This is a genomic window from Prochlorococcus sp. G5PB11 (assembly GCF_059772425.1).
Map to the genome: position 1 here is coordinate 326,705 of NZ_CM186287.1, position 21,552 is coordinate 348,256.

Annotated in this window: 22 protein-coding genes and 1 tRNA gene; 16 read left to right on the forward strand and 7 right to left on the reverse strand. The window is 30.7% G+C overall.

From position 1 onward, the window contains the following. Positions 1–8: 8 nt before the first annotated feature. On the forward strand, positions 9–3,557 hold the full coding sequence (metH, locus tag AC6EI0_RS01710; RefSeq protein WP_498522789.1) for a methionine synthase: 3,549 nt from the start codon (positions 9–11) through the stop codon (positions 3,555–3,557). A gap of 43 nt (positions 3,558–3,600) precedes the next feature. Here metH and AC6EI0_RS01715 read toward each other — a convergent pair whose 3' ends face one another. Next, entirely contained in the window at positions 3,601–3,828 is a 228-nt protein-coding gene (locus AC6EI0_RS01715) for a DUF8667 family protein (protein ID WP_498522790.1), read from the reverse strand. 511 nt (positions 3,829–4,339) lie between these two features. Here AC6EI0_RS01715 and AC6EI0_RS01720 point away from each other — a divergent pair. Continuing rightward, positions 4,340–5,173, forward strand: a complete 834-nt coding sequence (locus tag AC6EI0_RS01720) for an ATP adenylyltransferase family protein (protein WP_498522791.1) — start codon at positions 4,340–4,342, stop codon at positions 5,171–5,173. Between the two features lie 380 nt (positions 5,174–5,553). Further along, complete coding sequence (locus AC6EI0_RS01725) at positions 5,554–6,591, forward strand: molecular chaperone DnaJ (RefSeq protein WP_498522792.1); 1,038 nt, start codon at positions 5,554–5,556, stop codon at positions 6,589–6,591. An 870-nt stretch (positions 6,592–7,461) separates the two neighbouring features. On the opposite strand, the gene pheT is transcribed toward AC6EI0_RS01725, so the two are convergent. Next, positions 7,462–9,936 carry a phenylalanine--tRNA ligase subunit beta gene (gene pheT / locus AC6EI0_RS01730; RefSeq protein WP_498522793.1) on the reverse strand — a complete coding sequence of 825 codons (2,475 nt, stop codon included), beginning with the start codon at positions 9,934–9,936 and terminating at the stop codon, positions 7,462–7,464. A 116-nt stretch (positions 9,937–10,052) separates the two neighbouring features. Between pheT and rpmG the strand changes: the two genes are divergently transcribed. Genes rpmG through lptC form a run of 5 tightly spaced genes read left to right on the forward strand, consistent with a single transcriptional unit; the run spans position 10,053 to position 14,077 of the window. Further along, the gene (gene rpmG / locus AC6EI0_RS01735) at positions 10,053–10,250 is read left to right on the forward strand and encodes a 50S ribosomal protein L33 (RefSeq protein WP_011823694.1); all 198 of its coding nucleotides are present in this window, start codon (positions 10,053–10,055) and stop codon (positions 10,248–10,250) included. A 27-nt stretch (positions 10,251–10,277) separates the two neighbouring features. After that, entirely contained in the window at positions 10,278–10,499 is a 222-nt protein-coding gene (gene rpsR / locus AC6EI0_RS01740) for a 30S ribosomal protein S18 (protein ID WP_011293874.1), read from the forward strand. 23 nt (positions 10,500–10,522) lie between these two features. After that, positions 10,523–11,809: a ribonuclease catalytic domain-containing protein gene (locus AC6EI0_RS01745; RefSeq protein ID WP_498522794.1), complete on the forward strand. Its 1,287-nt coding sequence runs from the start codon at positions 10,523–10,525 to the stop codon at positions 11,807–11,809. A gap of 58 nt (positions 11,810–11,867) precedes the next feature. Next, positions 11,868–13,418: a methionine--tRNA ligase gene (gene metG / locus AC6EI0_RS01750; RefSeq protein ID WP_498522795.1), complete on the forward strand. Its 1,551-nt coding sequence runs from the start codon at positions 11,868–11,870 to the stop codon at positions 13,416–13,418. After that, positions 13,418–14,077, forward strand: coding sequence for an LPS export ABC transporter periplasmic protein LptC (gene lptC, locus AC6EI0_RS01755; RefSeq protein ID WP_498522796.1), 660 nt, complete (start codon positions 13,418–13,420; stop codon positions 14,075–14,077). Before metG ends, lptC begins: the two co-directional genes overlap by 1 nt. On the opposite strand, the gene AC6EI0_RS01760 is transcribed toward lptC, so the two are convergent. Then, entirely contained in the window at positions 14,063–14,680 is a 618-nt protein-coding gene (locus tag AC6EI0_RS01760; protein WP_498522797.1) for a cofactor assembly of complex C subunit B, read from the reverse strand. The genes lptC and AC6EI0_RS01760 overlap by 15 nt on opposite strands. Before the next feature lie 129 nt (positions 14,681–14,809). Between AC6EI0_RS01760 and AC6EI0_RS01765 the strand changes: the two genes are divergently transcribed. Then, on the forward strand, positions 14,810–15,367 hold the full coding sequence (locus AC6EI0_RS01765) for a bifunctional adenosylcobinamide kinase/adenosylcobinamide-phosphate guanylyltransferase (RefSeq protein WP_498522798.1): 558 nt from the start codon (positions 14,810–14,812) through the stop codon (positions 15,365–15,367). Then, positions 15,364–15,864 carry a tRNA (cytidine(34)-2'-O)-methyltransferase gene (locus AC6EI0_RS01770; RefSeq protein ID WP_498522799.1) on the forward strand — a complete coding sequence of 167 codons (501 nt, stop codon included), beginning with the start codon at positions 15,364–15,366 and terminating at the stop codon, positions 15,862–15,864. The genes AC6EI0_RS01765 and AC6EI0_RS01770 overlap by 4 nt, the downstream gene beginning before the upstream one ends. Positions 15,865–15,872: 8 nt before the next feature. On the opposite strand, the gene AC6EI0_RS01775 is transcribed toward AC6EI0_RS01770, so the two are convergent. Continuing rightward, positions 15,873–16,058, reverse strand: a complete 186-nt coding sequence (locus AC6EI0_RS01775) for a hypothetical protein (RefSeq protein WP_498522800.1) — start codon at positions 16,056–16,058, stop codon at positions 15,873–15,875. Between the two features lie 210 nt (positions 16,059–16,268). On the opposite strand from AC6EI0_RS01775, the gene AC6EI0_RS01780 reads away from it, so the two are divergent. Then, positions 16,269–16,475 carry a hypothetical protein gene (locus AC6EI0_RS01780; protein WP_498522801.1) on the forward strand — a complete coding sequence of 69 codons (207 nt, stop codon included), beginning with the start codon at positions 16,269–16,271 and terminating at the stop codon, positions 16,473–16,475. Positions 16,476–17,566: 1,091 nt separating this feature from the next. Here AC6EI0_RS01780 and AC6EI0_RS01785 read toward each other — a convergent pair. After that, complete coding sequence (locus AC6EI0_RS01785; RefSeq protein WP_498522802.1) at positions 17,567–17,737, reverse strand: hypothetical protein; 171 nt, start codon at positions 17,735–17,737, stop codon at positions 17,567–17,569. A gap of 466 nt (positions 17,738–18,203) precedes the next feature. After that, positions 18,204–18,359, reverse strand: coding sequence for a hypothetical protein (locus tag AC6EI0_RS01790; protein WP_498522803.1), 156 nt, complete (start codon positions 18,357–18,359; stop codon positions 18,204–18,206). 136 nt (positions 18,360–18,495) lie between these two features. On the opposite strand from AC6EI0_RS01790, the gene AC6EI0_RS01795 reads away from it, so the two are divergent. The 4 genes from AC6EI0_RS01795 (at position 18,496) to AC6EI0_RS01810 (ending at position 20,288) form a co-directional block, all read left to right on the forward strand. Next, positions 18,496–18,702: a hypothetical protein gene (locus AC6EI0_RS01795; RefSeq protein WP_498522804.1), complete on the forward strand. Its 207-nt coding sequence runs from the start codon at positions 18,496–18,498 to the stop codon at positions 18,700–18,702. Between the two features lie 15 nt (positions 18,703–18,717). After that, positions 18,718–18,858 (forward strand): hypothetical protein, encoded by a 141-nt coding sequence (locus tag AC6EI0_RS01800; RefSeq protein ID WP_498462725.1) that lies wholly within the window; start codon positions 18,718–18,720, stop codon positions 18,856–18,858. 114 nt (positions 18,859–18,972) lie between these two features. Then, positions 18,973–19,533 (forward strand): pyridoxamine 5'-phosphate oxidase family protein, encoded by a 561-nt coding sequence (locus tag AC6EI0_RS01805; RefSeq protein WP_498522805.1) that lies wholly within the window; start codon positions 18,973–18,975, stop codon positions 19,531–19,533. Positions 19,534–20,214: 681 nt separating this feature from the next. Then, positions 20,215–20,288, forward strand: a tRNA-Met gene (locus tag AC6EI0_RS01810). A 118-nt stretch (positions 20,289–20,406) separates the two neighbouring features. On the opposite strand, the gene AC6EI0_RS01815 is transcribed toward AC6EI0_RS01810, so the two are convergent. Further along, positions 20,407–20,820 (reverse strand): hypothetical protein, encoded by a 414-nt coding sequence (locus tag AC6EI0_RS01815; protein ID WP_498522806.1) that lies wholly within the window; start codon positions 20,818–20,820, stop codon positions 20,407–20,409. 124 nt (positions 20,821–20,944) lie between these two features. Here AC6EI0_RS01815 and AC6EI0_RS01820 point away from each other — a divergent pair, with 124 nt between their 5' ends. Continuing rightward, positions 20,945–21,541, forward strand: coding sequence for a peroxiredoxin (locus AC6EI0_RS01820; RefSeq protein WP_498522807.1), 597 nt, complete (start codon positions 20,945–20,947; stop codon positions 21,539–21,541). Positions 21,542–21,552: the final 11 nt, after the last annotated feature.

The window sequence follows — 21,552 nt, forward strand, 5'->3', positions numbered from 1 at the left end:
TATAATTTATGACTGATTTTTTAGGCTATCTCAACTCTGAAAAGAGACCGATATTAGTCTTTGATGGCGCTACCGGCACGTCTCTGCAAGATCAACAACTTAATGCAGATGACTATGGCGGAGCTTCATTAGAAGGTTGTAATGAAAACCTTGTATTGACATCAGTCTCCAGCGTCGAGAAAGTACATGAATCATTTTTAAATGCAGGTTGTGATGTAATCGAAACAAATACATTTGGTGCTACTTCAATTGTTCTAGATGAATATGGAATTGGTAATAAAGCTTATGAGATCAATTTAAAAGCAGCACAAATAGCAAGGAATGTTGCAAATAAATATCAATCAGATGAAAAACCAAGATTTGTGGCTGGATCTATTGGACCAACAACCAAGCTACCAACCCTAGGTCATATAAGTTTTGATGAGCTAAAAAATTCTTATCTTGAGCAAGCTAAAGCACTAATTGAAGGTGGAATTGATCTTTTTATTATTGAAACTTGCCAAGATGTCCTTCAAATCAAGGCTGCACTTCAAAGCGTAAATGAAGCTATTGGTTCTGGAAAGAGAATTCCATTAATGGTGTCGGTAACCATGGAAACCACCGGCCAGATGCTTATTGGTAGTGATATTTCTTCTATTACAACAATACTGGAGCCATTTAATATTGACATTTTGGGCCTTAATTGTGCAACTGGCCCGGAAGAAATGAAAGATCATATTAAATATTTATCGCAACATTCACCATTTCATATAAGTTGTATACCAAATGCAGGACTTCCAGAGAATGTAGGTGGCAAGGCTCATTATCGATTAACTCCAATGGAACTTAAGTTCCAACTTAGTCATTTTATTAATGATTTAGGAGTTCAATTAATTGGAGGTTGTTGTGGAACTAGGCCGGAACATATTAAGCAACTTTCAGATTTATCTAAAGAGCTTTTAACTTCTGAGCAAAGATTTGATACTCTTTCAAAAGAAAGATCTATAATTCCAGCTGCATCATCAATATATGAGTCTATTCCCTATGTGCAAGATAATTCTTTCTTGATCGTAGGTGAGAGATTAAATGCTAGTGGATCTAAAAAAGTAAGAGAACTCCTAAACGATGAGGATTGGGACGGACTTGTTGGAATTGCTAAATCTCAGCTGAAGGAAAATGCTCATGTTTTAGATGTAAATGTAGATTTTGTTGGAAGAAATGGGATCGAAGATATGTCTATGTTAGTCAAAAGACTTGTTAATAATATTAATTTGCCTTTAATGCTTGATTCAACAGATTATGAAAAAATGGAGAGTGGGTTAAAGCATGCTGGCGGAAAATGTATTTTAAATTCTACTAATTATGAGGATGGACCAGATAGATTCTATAAAGTAATTGATCTTGCTAAACGATACGGTTCAGCGGTCGTAATTGGAACAATTGACGAAGATGGAATGGCTAGATCTGCTGATAAAAAAGCAGAAATAGCAATAAGAGCTTATAAGGATGCGACTGATTCTGGATTAAAATCTTATGAACTTTTTTATGATCCGTTAGCATTACCTATCTCAACAGGATTAGAAGAAGATAGAAAGAATGGTTTAGAAACTATAAATGCAATTAAGTTAATTAAAGATAAATATCCAGAAGTTCATTTAATTCTTGGAATTTCAAATGTAAGTTTTGGTTTATCTTCTAGTGCAAGAATTGTTCTTAATTCTATCTTTCTTAGTGAAGCAATTAAGGCTGGTCTTGATTCTGCAATTGTTTCTCCCTCCAAGATTTTACCTCTAAATAAAATAAGTGAAGAAGAGATAAAAATTTGCCTTGATCTTATTTATGATAGAAGAATATTTGAAAATAAAGTATGCACATATGATCCTTTAACAACCTTAACTAGTTATTTCGATGATTCAAAGACACTTTTAAATAAAAGTACAAATAATGATGATATTAAATTACCAATAGAAGAAAAACTAAAGAATCATATTATTGATGGTGAAAAAACTAATTTACATTCAAATCTTGATTTCGCATTAAAGAAATATAAACCTTTGATAATAATTAATGAATATTTATTGGATGGCATGAAAGTAGTCGGTGAATTATTTGGGTCTGGTCAAATGCAATTACCCTTTGTTCTCCAATCTGCGGAAACAATGAAATTTGCTGTTTCATATTTAGAGGATTTTATGGATAAATCTGAGGTTAATCAATCAAAAGGAAAATTTATTATCGCTACAGTTAAGGGTGATGTTCATGATATTGGTAAAAATCTAGTAGATATAATTTTATCTAATAACGGTTATGAAGTTATTAATTTAGGAATTAAACAAGAAGTCAATTCAATAATTAATGCTCAGAAAGAGCATAACGCTGATTGTATTGCCATGAGTGGACTACTAGTTAAATCAACTGCATTTATGAAAGATAATCTTAAAGCATTAAATGAAGAAGATATATCTGTGCCTATTATTCTTGGTGGAGCAGCTCTGACTCCAAAATTTGTTAATCAAGATTGTGCAAGTGTTTATAAAGGGAAGGTTATTTACGGTAAAGATGCTTTTACAGATTTAAAATTTATGGATTCATATATGAAAGCAAAGGAATTAAATAACTGGGATAATTTCTCAGGTTTCAAAGAAGGTGCTCCCGAGGGGATTACTATTGGTAATTATAAAAATACAAATACTCATCAAGAAATTAATATCAATAAAATTAAAGAAAAGCCTATTGAAGATAACTCAAGATCAAAAAATATTCCTCAAATAGATCCTATTAAACCACCATTCATAGGCCCAAAGTTTTTACTAGAAAAAGATATAGATATAACTAAGGTTTTTACTTTCTTAGATCGTAATTCTTTATTTGCAGGCCAATGGCAAATGAAACGTTCCAAGGAAATGTCTGCATCCGACTATAAGAATTTTTTACTAGAGAAGGCAGAACCGAAATTAGATTACTGGATGAATAAAATAATCAATGACAAGCTAATTAGCCCCTCATTAGTCTATGGGTATTTCCCTTGTGGTAGAGATGGTAATTCTTTAAATATATATGATAAAGATCACCAAAGTCTGTTGGGTAATTTTTTATTACCCAGGCAAAGATCCGGAAAAAGATTTTGTATAGCAGATTTTTATAATGATTTAAATAACAATCAGCCTGCAGATTATTTGCCAATGCAAGCTGTAACAATGGGAGAATCAGCTAGTGAATATTCACATAAATTATTTAGTCAGGATTCATACTCAGATTATCTATTCTTTCATGGTTTGACAGTCCAGCTGGCAGAAGCACTTGCTGAATATATACATTCTGTTATTAGGATTGAATGTGGATTTAAAGACTGTGAACCAAACAATATAAAAGATATCTTAGATGTTAAATATCGAGGATGCCGTTATTCTTTTGGCTACCCAGCTTGTCCTGAAGTTTCTGATTCTAGAAAACAATTGTTATGGCTTAATGCTGAAAAAATTAATATCTCTATGGATGAAAGTGAGCAACTCCATCCCGAACAAAGTACAACAGCTATTGTTGCATTACATCCAGTAGCTAAATACTTTGGTATTTAAATTATTTAAATATTTTCTTCAATTTATAAATTAATTTAGAAAATTATTTATTCATTTCATCGATAGTTTCTAGTACTTCCATCTGAAACTCAGCCATTGATTCTGAGTCACTCAAATCAATCCCCTCCCCGGCAGCATTTTGAGTTAATTCCTGAAAGTGAAAAGCACCTTCACCTGTTGCCAAAAATTCCATGGCAGATGTTTCTCCGCTCTCGCGAAACGCAACGCAAAGAGCCAAAAAAGCTTCGTCTTCAGAAAAGTCCCAATCCATCGAGGACACATTACTGAAAGAGGTTTTACCTCTTTCCCCCCTGCTTTCGTCAACCTTATTTGCTAATAATCTGAAACTATTTTGCAAATTGATAAATTTGAATTTTCATTGTTTATCCCAAAACCTCTCCAGTACAATAGATCTCGGGATTATGCTCATTTAATTACCAATTCATTATTCAAGACTTTTTTTCTTTTGATTTTTGTAATTTTTTTTTTAAACTTTCATACAACAATTTTTCAAAAAGAACTTATCAGGAATAAATCGACCTGTAGATGCCCATAAATCGTCTCTAGAGCACCAAACCATTCAGTTAGATAAAATTCCCAGCTTTCATACCTTTGAAGCCTTAATAGGCATAAATTACCTGATTTAAAGAAGTTTATGTTATTTTTCAAGTACTTGCTAATTGATCATTAGTGGGTAGTTACTAAGCTTTTTATTTAATCTTTATGTTTTTGAATATTAATAATATAATTGAACAAGATTATTTATCAAAGGACTATTTGAAGTGAAGAGCCAACTTATATGGGCTAAAGCTCTTCAAATTAGTAGAAAAGCTGTTAATTCTGGGGCTGTAATTCCTCTAGAAACCGAAAAATATAAAACAAATAAATCATATTGTGATTATGAGTTACGTATTCTTTTTAGTCATATTCCAAGGTATTTAATTGAATATGGTCCAAAAAGAAACCCGTTTATTCCTTGGGATACCAGACTTGAAATAAAATCTGTAAATAGTAAACATACATTGATTCTTAATAAATATCCAGTTCAAATTGGACATATGTTGTTAATAACAAATAAATGGAAACCGCAAAATGGATGGCTTGATAGTGATGATTTCGCAGCTATAAAAAATGTTGATAATGATACTACTGGTTTATGGTTCTTTAATAGCAGTAAGGAAGCTGGTGCAAGTCAACCTCATCGACATTTTCAATTGTTACCAAGAAATAATAATGAGAGTATTTGCCCTAGATACGATTGGTTCTGCTCATTATTAAATAGTAATAATAGTGGAAAATCTCTGATTTCTTCTTCTGTTTCAATTAAACGAAGGAATAATAACTCTAATTCAAATGACTTATACAGTTCATATAAATCTTTGATTCATGAGATGAAATTAGGTGATATTGGTTTAGATAGAAAGCCTTTAAAACCATATAATTTAATTATTACTTCAGATTGGATTGCACTTATAACGCGTAAAACAGATAGGGCATATGGATTTAGTATAAATGCTCTTGGTTTTGCAGGATATTTTCTTGGAACAAAAAGATCTGATGTAGATCAACTTATTAAGTTTGGTCCAGAGAAAATATTGAAAGATGTAATTGAATAACTAAATCAGAGTTAATTTAGCTTTCAAAACCTGGACTGCTTGTATTCATTTGTTCTTCCAGCTTTGATATTGATGCAGTAATAGCTGCAAGTTTTCTTTCATAGGATTCTTTGACAGAGATTAAAAAATTTAATTTCCTCGCTTGAAAAAATTTTTTTCTTTCGCTCCAATTTTGGGAGGATGTGCAGAAGTCCATCTAAAGTGACTGATTTTTTTTAAATAATACTTAATAGAGTTGATCGATGTGGCTATTTCCTAGTTTTTAAACAATGTATCAAAAATTATATTCATTTCTTAATTATTTTAATTATATAAATTCAAAGCTAAAGGTGTGTTGAAAATAAAAAGAGCATTAATATATGAATAGTTTTTAGGATCTTGTGACGGAAGGTGAAGAAAAAGATATTAAGAGAATTTCAATTGATTTACCAATTGATCTTATTGAAGGCGTCGATCGCCTTCGTAAAGAGTGGGGATTTAGGAGAAGAGGACAGGTTTTCGAGAGACTTTTACAAGTTATTTTACCAAAGGATTTAGATGAAGAAATAATTGAAAATGAACAATTAGATTTAACTTATAATGATATTCATGACTCTATAAGCGATCAAGGTGGAATTGAAAATAGTAAAAAGGAAGAAAAAGCATTAGTGATAGTAGGAAATAAAAATATTGAAATAAAAAATGTAATTGTAAATGATGTCAAAACTAATAATGCAAAAACTAATCAAAAGCTAACTGTCTCTACAGGGATTGAATTACCAGGTTTTATCAGAAAGCAAGCGACAAACCTGAAAAAAAGTTTGAGTAAAGATAAAACTTTTAAAAATATGGAAGATACTTCAATAACCACAATTAATATTGATGATTTGATAAAAGCGAAAGATGCTGCTGACAAACATTGGATATACCTTTATGGGCAAAAACCGACTGATAGTGTAATTGAGGCATCAATGATTTGGCTTGCAAGGGATATCTGGCCCCATGTCGATGGTACAGAAAACATACCTTTTACATGGAATGCTGCTTGTAAAATGCTTAATTCATATTGTCGTGATTGGAATATCGATTCAGTAACTTTTGATCATGTTGTCATCATGGCAGGTGCTCTCGAAGACCCCTTTTCAACTAAAAACTTAAGAAATAGAATTCCCACTCTTATTCGAAGGTTTGTGAATAAATTTAAACGTAGTCAAAATGTGACTTCGTTCCAAACACTTGAGTCAACTATGACTGTTCACGGTGCTCTGAAGTTACTGGGTTTACCAACAAAGGCGGGATCATCTCTGACTCTCTCATTCATCCGAGACGCATACAAAGAAAAAGCTCTTTCCAATCACCCTGATGCTGGAGGATCAAACGAAAACATGAGAAAATTAAACGAGGCTTATCAACTACTAAAAGATTTATACAAAAATTAGCTCCCAATAGTCTCATGTTGGTCTAATACCTAGTCTACTAAAGCGAATCATGTAAGAATTTGTAGACTTTTTTAATTCATCTTTCAATCATTCTGATACTGGAGGATCAAACGAAAGCATGAGAAAATTAAACGATGCTTATCGACTACTAAAAAATTTATATAAAAATTAGTTCCAAGGAGTCTCATATTGGTCTAATATCTAGTCTAATAAATCGACTCATCTAAGACTTAATAGACTTTGATTAAATTTTTTTTTTTTATGTTTATTCACGTTTTTTATATTTGAATCGCTCGCATCGATTATTTGCTGGTTCTTTTGTGCAAAAAAATATCAAGAGTACTATAGACGTCGTTCAGTGCATTTTAAAATGCAAGAATGTTCTGCGTTTTTGATAAGTTGTTTCTATCTAGTCTTCATATCTTTATCGCCTGAAAATGTCCATAATTTGTCCATTTAGATTTCCTGGTTTAAATAGCATTGGCATGACTGCCTTTATCATTATGCATAACTGCTTATTAGACAGTTATGCATGATTATTGGTGCTAAATCGATATAGATTTCAGGTGAGCAGAGAATTAAGTTGTGCAGTCGAACATTACCGCTCTCGCTAATCTTTAATGAGACTCTGTCTGAGTCCTAGTTGGATTCTTTTATGAGATTCGCGAGAAATATTTTTTTATTTTTGTTGTGAAATCGGCTTCGTTTTAAGGCTTGAGCTTTTTGGATCTAACAAAAATTTTTAAGCCAAAGCTTTGCACTGACAAACAATTATTTAAATAATTTATATTATTATCATATAAAGTCTAGCTTGTTTCATATTAGTCTCTTTATTGGACTCTTTTTGAGACTATACATAGACTAAAGAGATTAGCTCCTTAGTTCCGCGTTTATTTTTTCTTTAAGAGCACTTCTTATTTTCTCGTGTATCGGATTTATATCTTCTTCTACTAGGGTTTTCTTAGGATCTCTGTAGTTTATTCTAAAGGCATGACTAACTGAATTCTCGGGAATAGAAGATCCCTCGTAGCGGTCTATTAATTCAACTTTCTCTAAGAGTGGTCTTCCAGATTTTTTTATTAGGTTAATTATTTCTAATGAGCTATATTTTTTTGAGTGAATAAGTGCAATATCTCTTTCCATAAAAGGTACAGTGGGGTAATCCTTATAAATTCTTGTCCAATTTGTTTTCCTTGTTGCTGCTTTAATTAAGGAATCATAGTCCAGATTAAATAAGTAGGTTTCTTTAATTACGTCATATTTCTCAGAGAGAGAAGGGTGAATTTGTCCAAAGAAGCCGATACTTTTACCCTCAACAAACAATTCTGAAGTTCGACCCGGATGCATGAAATCTTTGTCGGTAAGTTTCTTGTCAACAGTTTCAATTCCTAGCACTTCAAGAGCTTGTTTAAGTTTTCCTCTTGCTTCAAAATAATCTAAAGATATTTTTTTTGCTGCTTTGCCCCACTTACTTACTCGTTTATTACCAGTTAAAGAACCTGCTAATAAATTTGTTTCAAAATAGTTATTGTTATCTTTTTTATACGTCTTTGCTATTTCAAAGATCCAACAACCTTCAGCTCCAAACGATACATTTCTCTGAAGAATTTTAAGATGTTCATCCCATACATTTGTTCTTAATCTACTAGTCTCAGATAGTAATGGATTTTTTATTATTACAGTATTTTCATCAGTGTTATCAGGACCAACAAGTGATGAAGTCACTACTTCTTGAAAACCATTGTGTATAAGGGAATTTCGTAAACGTCTTTCAACCAAATTTGCAGGTTTTAGTACTCCTGGCTCAAGAGGATTTGGCATATTTGAATCAAAATTATCATATCCAATAAGTCTTGCTATCTCTTCTATTAAATCGATTTCTCTAGTTAAATCAGATGATCTGTAAGGAGGAATCTGAACATCCCAGCCACTAGAATTTGACGTAATTAGGCAGCCAAGTTTTGTTAGAAGAGGCTCAATATCATCCTTATTAAGATAACGGAATGTATTAGAACTTTTATCTAATTGATTATTATCTATGTATGTCAATTTACCTAGAACTTTGTTTATTTTGTCTATTCTAAGATTGACACTAATATCTTTCCTAATAAATTCTTTATTGACATGAGTCGATTTGATATTACCACCTAATTCTAACGAAATAAGATCACTAGCTCTTTGTGAAACGGCAATTGTCATGTTAGGCGATATCCCCTTTTCGTATCTACTACTTGCATCTGTTCTGAGCCCTATTTCTCTACTACTATTCCTAACTGATCTAGGAGTAAATACAGCCGCTTCCAACCAAACTCTAGTGGTTTTAGCACTTACGGAACTGTTGTTTCCTCCAATAACACCAGCTATTGCAATTGGTATATCGCAGCATGTAATTATCTTTATATTTTCATTTAATTTATATTCTTTTTTATCGAGTGCAATGAATGATTCGCCTTCTCTACCATTTCTAATACCAAAATCACTTTGCATAACTATTCTACCAACTAAATTATCTAATAGATCTGCATCAAATGCATGTAGTGGCTGGCCTTGCTCAAGCATTAAAAAATTTGTTATGTCTACAACAGGGTTTATACAATTTTGTCTTAATGAATTTAATTTATTAGATATAGATTTATTTATCTTTCCAGTATTGTCTATATTATCTATATACGTAAGTGAGTATATAAAGTCTGATCCTATTGTTTCTTTTTCTTTTATTTGTGGCTCAAATTTTTCAAACTCTTTATTGAAATTTAAAGTTGGTAATGTTAATTTTGAATTTGTTATTGTTGATATTTCTCTTGCTATACCAGCCATAGACATACCATCTGGTCTGTTAGCAGTAATAGCTAATTCAATAATGGTGTCATTTAAACCAAGATAATCGACAGCATTTGAACCAATTGGGGGAATATTTTTTTTACTTTCTTCAAGAATTTCTATACCTTCATTACTACTTTCAATCCCTAATTCATCCAATGAACAAATCATTCCTGCGCTTTCAACCCCTCGTAAATTAGATAATTTTATGTTTAATGACTTTGAAGATAAATAGGCTCCAACCTTCGCCACAAGCACGTGATATCCCGCTTTTACGTTTGGTGCACCACAAACAATACTTAACTTTTTGGGTAAACCAACATCTACTGAACAAATTTTGAGCTTTTCGGCATTTGGATGTGGTGTGATTTCGTCAACATAACCAATAACAACATTCTTCGCTTGGTCTGATAAGTCTTCTAATGATTCAACTTCAAAGCCTGTCATTGAAAGCTTTTCAGCCAATTCATCAATATCATTGTTAAATTCGACAAGATCTTTTAGCCAAGAAATTGATACCTTCATGATTTGCTCTGACAGGAGTTAAACATAGTTGCTCGAATGAATTTATAAAAAAGGGTGCTTTGCCTAGTAAGATTGTACTTTGTTCCCTAGACTCACAAAAGTTGAGCTAAGTTCATATGGCTAAAAAAGGTACCAGAATAGTGGTCACTTTAGAATGTACTGAGTCTAGATCTGTACCTAGCTCAGAAAAGCGTTCTGCAGGAGTATCTAGATACACCACAGAAAAAAATCGTAGGAACACTACTGAGAGACTGGAACTTAAAAAATTCTGCCCTGAATTAAATAAAATGACCATTCATAGAGAAATCAAATAATCATTTCTTTTTATACAAGCATTAAAAATGACTAATTCACTATTCAAACAAAAGCTCTCTCCAATAAAGCCTGGAGATCCTATTGACTATAAAGACGTAGAATTATTAAAGAAATTTATTACCGACAGAGGAAAAATCTTACCTAGAAGGCTTACTGGGTTAACAGCTAAGCAACAAAGAGATTTAACCACAGCAGTTAAAAGAGCACGAATTATTGCCCTACTTCCCTTTGTTAATCCAGAAGGGTAAGCTAATATTCTATTAATAATAGAATGTGCAATAAAATAATAGATAATGAAGTTACAAATATAATTTTTAGATTTAAACAAACAAAAAATGTAAACACTTCAGTTAAAGACCTTACATATCTTAAAACATATTCAATAGATGATTCACAAACATCTGAAATAGATGATGCTATTTCTTTAGAGAAAATATCTTATCAACATAAGTTATGGATCCACATTGCTTCCCCTAGTTCATATTTTGAATATCAGTCAGCCATTGATAAGAAGGCAAGGAAACTTATTTCAACTGTTTATTTATCATCTAATACTTATTATATGCTTCCTGAAATTTTAATAAATGATGTTTTTAGTCTAAGTGAAAAAGAAAAGAGAGCATCACTAAGTTTAGGTGTTATTTTTAATGAAGACGGTAGTATTGGATCTACAGAAATAGTCCAGAGTATTATTAGAGTAGACTTCAGATTAAATTATACTGAAGCTGATGAGTTAATAGATTATGCGCCAAAAGAAGAAGAAGATTTAAGTATTATCTCAGAAATTTTACAAAGTAGAAAATGTTGGAGACAGAATTCTGGTGCTACGGAAATATTAGAATCATTTGGAAAGATTATTGTAGAAGATAACAACCCCTCCCTTAAGATAATAGATCCAACGTTATCGAGACAATTAATAAGTGAAGCAATGATCTTGTATGGAAATCTTATTTCAAATTTTACTAATATCAACAATATTCCTGTTCCATATAGAGTCCAACAAAGTTTAGATAAAGTTTCTAAAGATAATATTCAAGGTTCTGATAATAAAGTTTTATACAATTTTTTACTTAAGAAAACAATGGGTAAGTCATATTATTCGATAAATCCTATGCCTCACACAAGTTTGGGGTTGAAATCTTACGTGCATTCCACTTCACCGATTAGAAGATATGCTGACTTGTTAGTTAACTACCAATTAAATAGATATCTCAATAATCGAGACCTTATATCTAAAGAAGATATTGAACAAATTATTCATAAGATTAATAATCAAGGAAGAGAAAATATTATGAGATTTAGAGAAGATCAAAGATATTGGCTAAATAGATGGTTCGAAAATAACTCTATTAAGGAACATAACGTGATATTGCTAAATTGGATTAATAGATATAAAAACATTTGTATTTTATACTTTTCAGACTATCATTTCTCTACTATATGTAATCTAAAATCAAATAAAAACTTAAATATCGGCGAGAGCTTTAAGGTTGAAAATATAGTCAATAATAATAACAATGATATAATATTTTTTGAATTAATTTCATTATCAAATTAAGCGTTCATCATAAGTGTGCAATAGTTTTAAAAATACAATATAATAATCAGAATATGTTATGAAAATGAAATACACAATTACAACACCACTATATTATGTTAATGACAAGCCTCATTTAGGTAGTTCATACACAACAATCGCTTGTGATGCAATAGCTCGATTTCAAAGACTAAGTGGAAACACAGTACTTTTTCTTACTGGCGTTGACGAACATGGTCAAAAAATAGAGCGAACCGCAGAAAGTAAAAACCTCCAACCTCAACTGCATTGTGATGAGATCACAGAAAAGTATAAATTTTTATGGGATAAATTAAATATTAGTTATGATCGCTTTGTTAGAACAACTTCTGAAGAGCATGCATCATTAGTTTATCAATTTTATTCAAAAGTTTTGAAATCTGACGATGTTTATATGGGTAGACAAAGTGGGTGGTATTGTGTTGGATGTGAGGAATATAAAGAGGTAGATGAGGATGATAAAAGCCCAATATGTTCTATTCATAAAAAGAAATTAGAATGGAGAGATGAAGAAAATTTATTTTTTAAATTATCAAGATATCAAGAACAAATTGAACAATTAATTCAAAATGATGGTTTTATTTCTCCTAAAAGTAGGAAAAATGAAATTATTAATTTTGTCTCAAAAGGGTTAAGGGATTTCTCAATTTCTAGAGTAAACTTAAAATGGGGTATAAATGTTCCTGGAAACAATGATCACACTTTTTATGTATGGTTCGATGCTTTATTAGGTTATATTAGTGGATCTCTTTGTGATCAAAAATCTCCTGAACTTACCGAGGAATCGTTATGTAACTGGCCTGCAAATATACATGTAATTGGAAAGGATATACTTAGATTTCATGCGGTTTATTGGCCAGCAATGCTACTCTCTGCTGGTATGAAACCACCTGTAAGTGTTTTTGGGCATGGGTTTTTAACACGAGAAGGCCAAAAAATGGGTAAATCATTAGGTAACGTGCTCGATCCGATTGAACTCTTGGAATATGGGGGTATCGATGCGATGAGATGGTATCTTTTAAGAGATATTGAATTTGGTGAAGATGGTGATTTTCAAATGAGAAGATTTGTTGATATTGTTAATAGTGATTTAAGTAATACTATTGGTAATTTGTTAAACAGAACAATTACAATGTCTAAAAAATGGTTTAATGATAAAATTCCAATAGATAATTCTTTATTACCTGAATCTCCTCTTAAACTTCAGTCAGAGATAAAAATAAATGAATATATGCAATCATTTAAAGATAGCAATTTTAAAAATGCAGCAAATGCAATTATAGAACTTTCTAATAGTGCAAATCTTTACTTAAACGATCGTGCACCATGGAAGCTAATTAAAGATATAACAAAAAAAGATACTGTTGCTCTTGATATATATTCTGTACTTGAATCTTGCCGAATTATTGCAATATTGCTAAATCCTTTTGTACCCAATTTAAGTATTAGAATATTAAATCAATTAAATATTGATTCTACTACTATAAATTTTCAAAAATCTTTACATTGGGGGTTGTTAGATCCTCATAATCGACTACAAGACCCATGTCCTGTAATGGATAAAATTGAATTTAATGAAAATTCTGCATAGTGAATTATTTACCCATTTATTTTCTGCTAATAATTACTACTTTACCTCTGCTTGGGTGTCAAAAATCAAATAAATCTTCTACTCAGTTAGAGATTAAAAGCTACATTAAAAATTTTGAACTACTTCAGGAGAATCCTAATAATCAAACAAGCGTAAGAATCACTAGTCCTAAAGCCATAATTGACCCAACAAATAATGATATAGATATATTTGACAGCTCAATTGAATTACTTAATAAAAATGCTCAAGACTTTAAAGTTAAGTCTGGCAATTCAACTCTTAATAATTTAACTAATTCTATTAGAGGTTTTAATAGTGTAAACATATCATTTCTTGATAATCAGGATTACTATATAAATACTAATTCATTTGATTGGAATTTAAATACCTCTATCATTGATATAAATAATCAAGTTTATCTTAATTTTAATAATACTAGAATAAATGCATCTAATGGATTTTATAATATTGATGCAAGCCTACTTAAAATAGACAATATTGAATTTAATAGATATATATATAATTCAAAAGGTGAAGAGGAGTATCAGGTAAAAATTATTTCTGATTTTGCAAAATGGTTTAAAAAAGATAATATTTTAGTATTTACATCTAACGATAAACAGGTAGAAACAACAATAAACTTCTTACTTACTCAGTAGTACATATAACTTATCTGACCATCCTGATATCCATTTTTCATCTGAATTGGTAAATGATCTCTTTGACCAACCCCCAACTATTGTAAGTCCTCTATTTTCAAGAGGATAAACAATCACTGCAGGCAAATTATTTAGAACTCCATCAAACTCATCTCTACCTGGAAATAATTCAGTATTAACTAATGAAATTAATCTTTTTTGATCAATTGATCTTTTACATATTTCTCCAGGTTCAAATATATTTTCAGATATCAAGCCTCTTCTAAGTATTACTTTATTATCCCAATATACTAATATTGTACTAGCTGCCGTTGCAGTAAGTATTTGCTGGCTTCCCCACGCCAATTCATTTTTTTGATCGTCAGTTAATTTAGTACAAAGTTCAAAACCCTCTTTCCCATCCAAGCTAACCTTAGAAGGTTGTTTAGGTTTAATTTCAGTCCATAGATAACCTATTGTTATTAATGCTATTGATGCAATTCCAGATATTGTCTCTGCTCTTACTAGAGTTGGATTTACTTGATTAGCAGTTCCAATATTTATAATTGATAAAATTAGTAAAAAAGAACCAAATATTATAACCAAGCTAGAAACTTTATACATTTATCTATTCAATATTTTAAATAAATATATTGATTCTTTATTATACATATCAATGCCTACCTTTATTCTTTAATCAATATAGATATAATATATTAAACAGATAAATAGATTTATCCGATTGCTTAGAATATGATCACACCAATATCCAAGAATTATAAAGGACTCATATCAATTACAGGACCAACAAGAAGTGGAAAAAGTAAATTAGCTGAATTTTTAATATCAGAGCAAGATCCCGTCACTTACATAGCAACATCAAAACCAAGACCAAATGATTCAGATTGGCAAAAAAGAATCGGTGTTCACAGGAAGAGAAGACCTGATAGCTGGACGCTAATTGAGCATCCAAAAGACATCAGCAATGCAATTGAATCGATTAAAGGAAATGAGTCAATATTAATTGACTCATTAGGTGGATTAGTGGAACAGCACCTGATAAAAGATGACGATCAATGGAATGATTTCCAACTTAAATTTCTTAACTGCCTTTCAGAAGAAAATTTATGTATTGTTGTTGTTTCAGAGGAAGTTGGCTGGGGAATTGTTCCCGCCACACCAATAGGTCATTTATTTCGTGAACGACAGAGCACCCTAACCTCATTGATAAGTCGCCATTCAAAACAAAGGTGGCTTGCTGTAAATGGCACAGCTATTGACTTAGATAAATTTGGGGATCTAATACCATGAATTCATTAAATAGTTCTCGACCAAGAGTCGCTCTATTTGAACCAAGAATTCCACAGAACACAGGAACAATTGGTAGATCATGCTTAGCCTTTGATATGTCGCTAGATATTATTAAGCCAACTGGCTTTAGCTTTGAGGATAAATATTTAAAAAGAGCTGGTTTAGATTACTGGCCTTATGTCGATGTACATTTATATGAATCATTTGAAGATTATAAAAATTCTTTTAAAAGCTCAAGAATTATTGCTCTAACTAAAAAAAGTGGTAACTCAATCTCAAATATTATTTATAAAGAAACAGATATACTTTTATTTGGAAGAGAGGACACAGGTTTACCAGATAACGTCATGAACAAGTGTGAAATAGTTGCGGGTATACCTATGCCTGGTGGTGAGAAAAAATTAAAAGCTGGTGGAGTTAGGAGTTTGAATTTATCTGTTGCTTGTGGAATTGTTTCTTATTCAGCTTGTTTGCAATTAGATTTACTAAGTAAATAGTTTTTATTTTATCTAAGATAGTTACAATATAATACTCCATCACTAATTGCATTATTATCGTCTACCTCCAACCATTCTTTATATTCATCATAAAGTGCCTCCCTATTCTTACTTTTTAAACTATTAAGACGCTTAAGTGATCCGTTAAGCATTACCTCAACTGCTTGTAAAGCTCCAGATTGCATTGAAGACATAGATGAAATATCTCTACTTATATTTTAAATGATACAAATGCTTGGTTCAGTTGCATTTATTACACATTGCAAAATTATAGTATAGTTATATAAATCGTATGAATTAAGTTGGAAAGCCTTTAAAAATATAAATACTTATTAATTTTGAATTGATGATAAATTTGAATATATTACGGGATTTACTAATTAACCTTTTTTAGTCAAATTATTATGATAGCGAAACCAAGAGTGATTCAAATGTCAAAAGCAAGCTTAATCGGTAGCTGTGAGGTGACTCTTAATTCTGCAATCAAAAGACTTTCTATTTTAGAAGGTAAAAATAAGGAAGCTCTAGAAAGTGAGTTTAAAGAATGGATAAATGCAGTTGAAAGCGTTGATAAAAATTATGACGTTTTATTTCTCAATAAGATTAAATAATTTGGTAATGAATTAGGCCCTAGGATGCAAGTCTGGAAATCTAGTATTCTGATCCTTAATAGTATTGGGATTCTCTCTATCAGAATTCCGTGCGGCATTAAAATAATTATAAAGGGTATGAATATTGCGAAAAAATAAAAATGCACAACTAAAAGATCCCAAGGATCACCAGCATTTCCATAATCAGGCAAAAAGAGTGCTGTTGCTAATGAAAACATATCAAATATGAGATTATTATTAAAATAACTACTATTTGTTCTCATCGTAACTTATTCCATAGAAAAAAGGGACAATTAATTACTATATTTCTGATAAAATTTATTTTGTTAATATTATTTGCTTCTAAAATTTATATCTTTTAAATCGATCACCATTTAATAGACAACATTAATATTTATTAAGTTGAGCTTCTATGAATAATTAAATTTATATCTTATTACCCAACGTTTGTTATTAATTTAATATGAAACCTCAATAAAACTTTGCATAGATTTTAATAATGAATTATAGTATATATAAACAATTGATTAAAATATGAAGCTAATAGGGTTGATACTAAAAAATATTAAAAATCTCTTACCATATTTTTTATTAATTGTATTGTATTTCTTTTTTATAAATCTTGAAGAATTAGAAGAACAAAAAAATAAATCTATTAAGAAATCTGATATTCAGTTTAATGAGGAAAAAACAATGATAGACGATAAAAAACAAATAAGAATATCCATACCAGTATTTCCATATAAGGAATAAATATCTATTTAATATTTAATTTAGAACTCCTTTCTTTAAATAAAAATTCTTGCCTTTTTTCTGCTCTCATAATCTGTTTTCTAATTTCGACGCAGTGCTGACAGTTACAAATCATTATTGTAGAATTTTTTAAGGAAAAGTCTAGAATTTAGAAGAAAAGCTGTTTTATTCAAATATTTTTTAAAAAATATTTAAGTGTTTGTATTAATTTAACTAAATTTAGTTAAATTTCAAGGTGTTATTGATTTTCGGTTTAGTCTCGGTTTAGTTACTAATCGGTAAAATTTTATAATTTATTGATGTTTGATGTTTGATGTTTGATGTTTGATGTTTGATGATTAAAGTTTGATGTTTGAAGTTTGATTAGTCTTTTCTTTAACTTTTTGGCATTCAGCTAATGAGAGGTTCGCTTCTATTTGGGCTAAAACCTGTTGGAGTTCAGCTGTTTTATTCAATGACTTCTCAGCCATGGTTCTAAGTTTTTGAAGTTCTATAGATGCAGTTTTCATAGACAATGTGAGAATATGAATTTTTCCTAATAAGCATTAGATAAGCAACTAATGAACTAATAGGAAGAATACAAGAACAAATTTGCCAAACATTTTCTAGATGTCAATAGAAAGAATCATGATCTGTTGATTAATCATTAGTTTACTATAACTATTAATTGATATGTGTGAATTAATATATCCTTAGATTTCATACTCAAATAATATATAAGTTTTGATATTAATATTTATTGTTACATAAAAAAAAGAACATAGGGATATTTTCATTCCTATGTTCTTTCATTAACAAAATTAAGTAAACAGATTCAATAAAGTCTAACTGTCCTTTCCTTTCTTTTCAGAATCAACTGGTCTAACAGGCTTAGGCAATAGCATGATAAAAATCTAATGTCTATTTTATTTATAGGTGTTTTTCAAAATTCGTAAATAAGAATTATAAGTTTGAAACTTCTTGACACAAGGGGAACTATCTTTTTTGGGATTTTTCTGTGACCTTTTGATTTTCTTCTCTAGAGAGGTTCGCCTCTAGTTGAGCTAACGCTTGTTGGACTTGAGCAGTATTAGTAAATGCTACGTCATCATTTGAACGAAGCTTATTAATTTGACTTGATTTGTTTTTCATATGGCTCAAAAGCTAACAGTTGAGCTTGGGCCTTGGATGTAAATGTAGAAACCAAGACATTTACACGCTTTTATAAAGCTAAAATTTTATTGGTGATGAGATATTTTATTATCAATATTTGACGGGGAGTTGATCTATGACAGATGATTGGAAGCCAGAAGATTCTCAAATTCTTGTTGATGCATGGGAAGATATCAAAGACTGTGCTGAAGCTATCCAAAAAGATCTAGCTTGTCCAGATGTAACTATTTCAAAAATGTTGAGGTCTGTAGCTGAAACCTTTGATAATACTGTTGAAGATTTTCTCGATAAGGCAGAAGAAGATTGGGAAGAAGAGAAATAGTTGTATTATTGAGTTATGATTCCAGATTTCTTTCAATCTCCTGATCCAGTAAGTCATACTGTTTTATGGAAATCGATTATTGGCTTATTCATAGTTCTATTTGCAACTTTTGTTGGTGTGGAAGTTAGGGTTGGAAATGAAGATGAAGAATCCTAATAAATTATTTATAAAAAAATATGTAATTAAGACTTGTATTATTATTTAAGGCAACTAAATAGTATCAATTAAAAAATTAATCTGAACATATAATTTTAATATTATATATCTATAATGTCTACCTTATCTATTATGCCTCCATGGTTATCATTTGTTAGCTCTGCTCAGAGGAAAGAATCAAAATTTGATTCCTCAAATTGGATTCAATTAGCCACAATAGGAACAGATAATACACCAAGAGTTAGAACAGTAGTTTTTAGAGGATGGAGTAAATCCTTCGAAATGCTGATATATAGTGACAATAGAAGTCAGAAATTTGATGAATTAGCATTGAATAATAACGTTGAAATATGTTGGCTTTTTTTTAACTCAAAATGCCAATTTAGGTTTCGAGGAAAATCATCAATTGAATTGAGCACTGAAAATCGGCGTCATTGGGATCAACTAAGTGATAAATCGAAGGCTATGTGGAACTGGCCAAGTCCTGGGGATCAATTTGTCTTTGGCCAATTAAATGACATATCATTTAAAGCCAATAAAGAAATATCAAATAATTTTTCTATTTTGAAAATCGAAATAATTCAAGTTGATCAATTGGTTCTTCATAAACCAGTTCATATAAGGCGAAGATGGATAAGAAAAAATGAATGGATAGAGGAGCGTATAAACCCATAAATAGTTGAGGATGACGAAGCTTGCTGTTGGGGAAGCTTCTTTATATTCCGATCACCCTCAATATACATATTGCAATTTCCTTTAGTAATTGCAATATTTAGTAGATCACTAAAAACATAAAAAATGCATAGTAATAGTAAGAAATAATGTTTCGGTTTTTAACATTATATAAATTAATTGTTCTGGTTGATTATATAAAGTACTCTTAAGAAGTTCAGGTTTTTATTTTCTTTCTAATAATGTGTTTTGTTAGACTTACGCAGTAATCGAAGAATAAACTTTTTAATATCTATTGTCTCTTTCCTTTAAAAACTTAGGAGTAATAGGAACTATTTTTCCTAATTCATATTTTATGATATTGTTTATTCATATATAACTATTTTATATATAATTTTTTTGTAGTTTTAATTAGTGCTTTTTTCTCTTTTTAATCAACTCTCCTCGGAAAAGGTTAAGGGATTCATGATTTTCAATAAATTCAATAACGTCAGCTTCAAAAGTTTTTTTATTCCTAGAGATCAAAAAAAATTTTGATCTAAAGATTTCTTCCGTAGATGACCATCCTGAATTATTATACTGAATGATACCTTATCATTTCAGATTTGATTACTCTGGTTCAAGGAACTTTTTTCTTTCTAAAAGCTAGGGTAAATCTCATATTTGTTATGGGTGTATCCCCTAGTCAGTGTAGCTCAGCCGGTTAGAGCACAGCATTCATAACGCTGAGGTCGAGAGTTCAAGTCTCTCCACTGACATCTGATTATTGGATTAAAGCAATATCAAACAATGATTTTGCCTAATTTTTCACTAGCATTTTTATTTCTAGTTGTATTATTAAGATTGGTTTTACTATGAGTTATTAAAAATTAGTTACTATTTCATGTCTATCTGATTAAGACGTTCTTTGAAGGATATAGATGAAGAGCCGTCATTTGAATTTGATTTATCACTTGAGAAACTATCGCTTTGTCGAATCATTGTATTATCATTAGTTTGGTTATATATAGAAAAATTCTTTGAATTATTAAAACTAACATTAGAGTTGTTGGTATTGTTATCAATGTTTTTATTGGAGTAGTTTGCTATTGATGTATTTTGGTGGTGCTCATAATTTGTTTTATTTTTGAGATCTTGAATACTCGTCCTAGTTTGATCTGCTTTTAAATTCTTTTTATTATTTAAGGGATACTTTTTAACTTCACTTCTTAATTGATTTAACAACTTAAAATGATTTGATGAACTGTATTTTTTAACAAGGGATGGGTCCCAACTTATTTGTTCATTCATTTTTATAGAATATTCTCCTTTAGTTAGAGAGACAAAGTTTCTTTGGTCTTAACATGATAAATTATAAAAAGGAAAAGGGGAAGTTCTTTACCCTCCAAACCAATCAAAATACGCAACAAGTTCCATGACGACAAATGAGTGCCTAAGGGTAGGTATGCAAGCACCAGATTTTGCTGCTACTGCAGTCGTTGATCAAGAATTTAAGGACATTACCCTTTCTCAGTACAGAGGAAAGTATGTGGTTTTATTTTTCTACCCTTTAGATTTTACTTTCGTCTGTCCCACTGAAATTACAGCATTTAGCGACAGATATAGCGACTTCAGTAGTAAAAACACTGAAGTTTTAGGTGTATCTGTTGATAGTAAATTTTCACACCTAGCTTGGATCCAAACACCTCGAAATGAAGGAGGTATTGGCGATATTAACTATCCTCTCGTATCAGACTTAAAGCGTGAAATTTCCCAATCGTATAATGTATTAAACGAGGATGGAGAAGCTGACAGGGGTTTATTTATAATTAACCCAAAGGGAGTCATCATGCACTCAACCATTAACAAGGCACCTGTTGGTAGAAATATTGATGAAACTCTAAGAATTTTACAAGCTTACCAATATGTTGAATCTCATCCAGACGAGGTTTGTCCTGCAGGCTGGACGCCTGGTGACAAGACTATGAAAGAAGACCCTAAAGGAAGCAAAGAATACTTTTCTGCACTCTAAAATAAATATTT

What these genes read in the sequence shown, in the direction of transcription:
- metH (WP_498522789.1), top strand. Translation starts at nt 9, where the DNA reads ATGACTGATTTTTTAGGCTATCTCAACTCTGAAAAGAGACCGATATTA.
- AC6EI0_RS01715 (WP_498522790.1), bottom strand. Translation starts at nt 3,828, where the DNA reads ATGGATTGGGACTTTTCTGAAGACGAAGCTTTTTTGGCTCTTTGCGTT.
- pheT (WP_498522793.1), bottom strand. Translation starts at nt 9,936, where the DNA reads ATGAAGGTATCAATTTCTTGGCTAAAAGATCTTGTCGAATTTAACAAT.
- rpmG (WP_011823694.1), top strand. Translation starts at nt 10,053, where the DNA reads ATGGCTAAAAAAGGTACCAGAATAGTGGTCACTTTAGAATGTACTGAG.
- rpsR (WP_011293874.1), top strand. Translation starts at nt 10,278, where the DNA reads ATGACTAATTCACTATTCAAACAAAAGCTCTCTCCAATAAAGCCTGGA.
- AC6EI0_RS01745 (WP_498522794.1), top strand. Translation starts at nt 10,523, where the DNA reads ATGTGCAATAAAATAATAGATAATGAAGTTACAAATATAATTTTTAGA.
- metG (WP_498522795.1), top strand. Translation starts at nt 11,868, where the DNA reads ATGAAAATGAAATACACAATTACAACACCACTATATTATGTTAATGAC.
- AC6EI0_RS01760 (WP_498522797.1), bottom strand. Translation starts at nt 14,680, where the DNA reads ATGTATAAAGTTTCTAGCTTGGTTATAATATTTGGTTCTTTTTTACTA.
- AC6EI0_RS01765 (WP_498522798.1), top strand. Translation starts at nt 14,810, where the DNA reads ATGATCACACCAATATCCAAGAATTATAAAGGACTCATATCAATTACA.
- AC6EI0_RS01770 (WP_498522799.1), top strand. Translation starts at nt 15,364, where the DNA reads ATGAATTCATTAAATAGTTCTCGACCAAGAGTCGCTCTATTTGAACCA.
- AC6EI0_RS01775 (WP_498522800.1), bottom strand. Translation starts at nt 16,058, where the DNA reads ATGTCTTCAATGCAATCTGGAGCTTTACAAGCAGTTGAGGTAATGCTT.
- AC6EI0_RS01780 (WP_498522801.1), top strand. Translation starts at nt 16,269, where the DNA reads ATGATAGCGAAACCAAGAGTGATTCAAATGTCAAAAGCAAGCTTAATC.
- AC6EI0_RS01785 (WP_498522802.1), bottom strand. Translation starts at nt 17,737, where the DNA reads ATGAAAACTGCATCTATAGAACTTCAAAAACTTAGAACCATGGCTGAG.
- AC6EI0_RS01790 (WP_498522803.1), bottom strand. Translation starts at nt 18,359, where the DNA reads ATGAAAAACAAATCAAGTCAAATTAATAAGCTTCGTTCAAATGATGAC.
- AC6EI0_RS01795 (WP_498522804.1), top strand. Translation starts at nt 18,496, where the DNA reads ATGACAGATGATTGGAAGCCAGAAGATTCTCAAATTCTTGTTGATGCA.
- AC6EI0_RS01800 (WP_498462725.1), top strand. Translation starts at nt 18,718, where the DNA reads ATGATTCCAGATTTCTTTCAATCTCCTGATCCAGTAAGTCATACTGTT.
- AC6EI0_RS01805 (WP_498522805.1), top strand. Translation starts at nt 18,973, where the DNA reads ATGTCTACCTTATCTATTATGCCTCCATGGTTATCATTTGTTAGCTCT.
- AC6EI0_RS01815 (WP_498522806.1), bottom strand. Translation starts at nt 20,820, where the DNA reads ATGAATGAACAAATAAGTTGGGACCCATCCCTTGTTAAAAAATACAGT.
- AC6EI0_RS01820 (WP_498522807.1), top strand. Translation starts at nt 20,945, where the DNA reads ATGACGACAAATGAGTGCCTAAGGGTAGGTATGCAAGCACCAGATTTT.